Annotated in this window: 4 protein-coding genes and 1 pseudogene; 4 read left to right on the top strand and 1 reads right to left on the bottom strand. The window is 64.3% G+C overall.

The genetic code is table 11. The features are described from left to right. The 4 genes from mnmG to EOA60_RS20340 all read left to right on the top strand — a co-directional run. Positions 1 to 1653, top strand: a 1653-nt coding sequence (gene mnmG / locus EOA60_RS20355) for a tRNA uridine-5-carboxymethylaminomethyl(34) synthesis enzyme MnmG (RefSeq protein WP_128311794.1), incomplete at its 5' end; no start/stop codon positions are given. Next, a complete protein-coding gene (gene rsmG, locus EOA60_RS20350) occupies positions 1650 to 2291 on the top strand; it encodes a 16S rRNA (guanine(527)-N(7))-methyltransferase RsmG (RefSeq protein WP_127335921.1) in 642 nt (213 codons plus the stop codon). The genes mnmG and rsmG, both read left to right, overlap by 4 nt. Before the next feature lie 17 nt (positions 2292 to 2308). Then, positions 2309 to 3106 carry a ParA family protein gene (locus EOA60_RS20345; RefSeq protein WP_095825114.1) on the top strand — a complete coding sequence of 266 codons (798 nt, stop codon included), beginning with the start codon at positions 2309 to 2311 and terminating at the stop codon, positions 3104 to 3106. 64 nt (positions 3107 to 3170) lie between these two features. Then, positions 3171 to 4061 (top strand): ParB/RepB/Spo0J family partition protein, encoded by an 891-nt coding sequence (locus tag EOA60_RS20340; RefSeq protein ID WP_095825115.1) that lies wholly within the window; start codon positions 3171 to 3173, stop codon positions 4059 to 4061. A gap of 184 nt (positions 4062 to 4245) precedes the next feature. On the opposite strand, the pseudogene holA reads toward EOA60_RS20340, so the two are convergent. Beyond that, positions 4246 to 4445: pseudogene (holA, locus tag EOA60_RS20335) on the bottom strand (DNA polymerase III subunit delta); the annotation flags it as partial.

The following is a 4445-nucleotide window of genomic DNA, read 5'->3' as shown; positions in this document are numbered from 1 at the left end:
GCCGGAATCCAATTCCGCCTGCTGAACCGCCGCAAGGGCCCGGCGGTGCGTGGGCCGCGGACCCAGGCCGACCGCAAGCTCTATCGTCTTGCCATGCAGGCGGCGATCCGCGAGCAGGCCAATCTCGACGTGGTGGAAGGCGAAGTCCTGGACCTCGAGATCGAGGACGGTCGGGTTGCGGCCGTGCTGGTCTCCGGTGACAGGCGGCTCGCCTGCGGCGCCGTGGTGCTGACGACCGGCACGTTCCTGCACGGGCTAATCCATATAGGAGAGAGGAAGATCGTCGCCGGCCGGATGAACGAGCAGGCGAGCCATGGGCTCTCGGCGACGATGGCGCGGGCCGGTTTCAAGCTCGGGCGGCTGAAGACCGGGACGCCCCCTCGCCTCGACGGCCGCACCATCGATTGGGCCTCGCTGGAAGGCCAGGCTGCAGACGATCAGCCGGTGCCGTTCTCGCTGATGACAGACCGCATCGCGAACCCGCAGATCAACTGCGGTATCACACGCACTACGCAGGCGACACATGAGTTGATTCGCCTCAATTTGAAGCGTTCGGCGATGTATTCCGGCTCGATCGAAGGCGTTGGGCCGCGCTACTGTCCCTCGATCGAGGACAAGATCGTCAAGTTCGGCGACCGCGAGGGTCACCAGATCTTCCTCGAGCCGGAGGGCCTCGACGACGACACCGTCTATCCGAACGGCATCTCGACCTCGCTGCCGGAAGAGGTGCAGCTCGACATGTTGAAGACGATCCCCGGCCTGGAACGGGCGACGATGCTGCAGCCGGGATACGCCATCGAATATGACCATGTCGACCCGCGCGAGCTCAAGCCGACGCTGGAGACGAAACGCGTCGCCGGGCTTTTTTTGGCGGGGCAGATCAACGGCACCACCGGCTACGAGGAAGCCGGCGCGCAGGGCCTGCTTGCCGGCATCAACGCCGCGCGCAGGGCATCGTCAAGCGAGTCAGTCGTGCTCAGCCGCACCGAAGCCTATGTCGGCGTGATGATCGACGACCTCATCAGCCGCGGCATCGCCGAACCCTATCGCATGTTCACTTCGCGGGCGGAGTTCCGGCTTTCGCTGCGCGCCGACAATGCCGACGAGCGGCTGACGCCGCTGGCCGACCGCTTGGGGATCGTCTCCTCCGAGCGGATGCAACGTTTCGGCGCGATCAGTGTGAAGCTCGACGCTGCCCGCTCGCTGGCAAAGTCGATCGCCTTCACGCCGAATGAAGCCGCGCGGCATGGACTGGAGATCAACCGGGACGGCGTTCGGCGTTCGGCCTACGACCTTCTCGCCTATCCCGGCGTCGACATGGCCTGGCTGACGCGGATCGAGCCACGGTTTGGCGAACTCGACCCCAACACGGCAGAGCGGCTTGAGACCGAGGCGAAATATTCCGTCTATCTCGAGCGCCAACAGGCTGACGTGGCGCAGATCAGGCACGAGGAATCGCGGCTCATTCCGGAGACCATCGACTTCGCGGACGTGCCCGGCCTTTCCAATGAGCTGAAGCAGAAGATGAAGGCACGCCGGCCGCGCTCGATTGCCGACGCGCAGCGCATGGAAGGGATGACGCCAGCGGCTCTGGCGATCATTGTCGCGCATGTTCGCAATGCCGAGCTGGCTGCACGAAGGTCGGTCGCGTGAGTGGCGATGCCTGGGCGGACCTGCAGAAGGCAGCGGGTCCGGTTTCACGTGAAACATTCGAGCGGCTGCAGGCCTTCGAGCGGCATTTTCAAAAATGGAACCGCAGCATCAATCTGGCGGCGCCATCGACGCTAGACGACGTCTGGCGCCGCCACATCCTGGACAGCGCCCAGCTTGCGCGAATCGCGCCGACCGCAATGCGCTGGGTCGACCTCGGCTCGGGCGGCGGCTTTCCCGGATTGGTACTCGGTTTTCTGCTTGCAGAGCGGCCGGGCGCCACGATCGATCTGGTTGAAAGCAACCGCAAGAAGGCGTCGTTCCTGCAATCGGTCGTCGGCCAATTCGGCCTACCGGCGCGCGTGCTGGCGCGACGCATCGATGACAGCTATCCACTTGTTTCTGCACCGGAAGTCATTACCGCGCGGGCATTGACGGGGCTTCCGGACCTGCTCGATCTTGCCGCACCCTGGCTGACCAAGGGCGCGCGTTCGCTTTTTCACAAAGGCCGGGATTACCGGGCCGAAGTGGAAGAAAGCGCTCACCGCTGGACCTTCGATCTGGTAGAACATCCAAGCATGACAGACGCTCATGGCGTCATTCTGGAAATCACCGATCTGCACCCGGCGACCCCGCAATGAATCACTGGCATCGACCCATGAAAACTGGACCGCGTATCATCACCGTTGCCAACCAGAAGGGTGGCGTCGGCAAGACGACCACGGCGATCAATCTGGCGACGGCGCTGGCCGCGATCGGCGAGCGCGTGCTGATCGTCGACCTCGATCCGCAGGGCAATGCCAGCACCGGGCTCGGCATCGAACGCAAGGATCGCACCGTCTCGTCCTATGACGTGCTGACCGGCGAGCTCGATCTGGAGGCGGCCGCGGTGCCGACCGCGGTGCCGGGTTTGTCCATCGTGCCCTCAACCCTCGATCTGCTCGGCATCGAAATGGAGATCGCCTCGGCGCCAGACCGGGTGCTGCGCCTGCGCAATGCGCTGCGTGCGGCAGCCGCGCGCGCGGCACCGTTCGGCTATGTGCTGATCGACTGCCCGCCGTCGCTCAACCTTTTGACTTTGAATTCAATGGCGGCGGCCGATTCCGTTCTGGTGCCGCTGCAATGCGAGTTCTTCGCGTTGGAAGGCCTTAGCCAATTGCTCGAAACGGTCGAGCAGGTGCGCGGCACGATCAATCCTGACCTCACCATCCAAGGCATCGTGCTCACCATGTTCGATGGCCGCAACAACCTCGCCAACCAGGTGGTGCAGGATGTGCGCGCGCATATGGGCGACAAGGTCTATGAGACGATCATCCCGCGTAACGTGCGCGTTTCCGAGGCGCCTTCCTACGGCAAGCCGGCAATCCTTTACGACCTCAAATGTTCCGGCAGCCAGGCCTATCTGCAGCTTGCCTCGGAAGTGATCCGCCGCGAGCGCAAGCTGCGCGCCGCCTGAATAGCGCAGGCCGAATTTCACTAATCAGTAGCCGATTCGACTCCGAAACGATCTGGACGGAATAATGAGCGAAGACCAATCGAGAAAAAGACTGGGCCGCGGCCTCGCGGCGCTGATCGGCGAGATCGATCGTCCGGCAGCGGCCGAAAAGCCGAGCGCGGTCGCGGCGGATGGCAAGGTGCCGATCGAGTTCGTCAGTCCGAACCCGAAGAACCCGCGCCGGCATTTCGGCGACGCCGAACTCACCGACCTCGCCCAGTCGATCCGAGAGCATGGCGTGGTGCAGCCGGTGGTGGCGCGGCCCTCGCCGTTGCAGCCCGGCCGCTACGAGATCATCGCCGGCGAGCGGCGCTGGCGCGCCGCGCAGCGCGCAGGGCTGACCGAAATCCCGCTCATCGTGCGCGACGTCAACGACCGCACCGCGCTGGAGCTCGCAATCATCGAGAACGTGCAGCGCGCCGATCTCAACCCGGTCGAAGAAGCGCAAGGCTATCAGCAGCTGATCGACGAGCATGGCTACACGCAGGCCGATCTCGGCCAGGTGATCGGCAAGAGCCGCAGCCACGTCGCCAACACGCTAAGGCTCCTGAAGCTGCCTGACGTCATCCGCGACATGCTGGTCGACGGCGCGTTGTCGGCCGGCCATGCCCGCACGCTGGTCACAGCCGGCGATCCGGCGGGGCTCGCCAAGCGCATCGTCGAGGAGGGGCTTTCGGTGCGTCAGGCCGAGGCGTTGGCGCAAATGCCCGCGGGACCGACACCCGCCAAAGTAAGGTCCGCGCCGAGCGCGCCGGAAAAGGATCCCGACACGCTGGCCTTGGAAAAGCTGATGACCGACACGATCGGCATGATTGTCTCGATCGAGCATAAGGCCAAGGGCGGCACGCTGCGGGTCGACTACCGGTCGCTGGATCAGCTCGATGAGTTGTGCCGGCGGCTGAAGGACGACCGATAAATTGCTGATTTACATGAAATTAGCCGACTAATAAAGTTCTCGATTAAGTTTAGATCTGGGCTGATATATTGGTGATAGGCACAACAAGGGGGCCGGCCGCTGCGCCGGCCTCTTCTTTTTTGCGGCGCCCGCGATAGCCGAAGGCGCCGGCCAATCGCCTCACAGGGGGAGGTTGGCTGATCGCCTACCTCTGCGCCAATCTCGCGCTTTCCACCGCGATGCCGAGCAGCGCCTGACGGGCCAGCGCCTCCGACAGGTCGGGCCGCTTGCGCGTCTGCAGCACAGCCGTCTGCAGCCGGTTCAGCGCGCGGCCGAGGGCTTCGCTGTTCCAGCGCTCGAGCGTCTTTTCCACCAGCTTGCGGCGCGAGAAGAAGACCGGCGGGC

The sequence above is a fragment of the Mesorhizobium sp. M1A.F.Ca.IN.020.06.1.1 genome, assembly GCF_004023265.1.
GTDB lineage: Bacteria > Pseudomonadota > Alphaproteobacteria > Rhizobiales > Rhizobiaceae > Mesorhizobium.
Note: the sequence above shows the minus strand (reverse complement) of the source record. Positions and strands in the feature narration are given on the sequence as shown.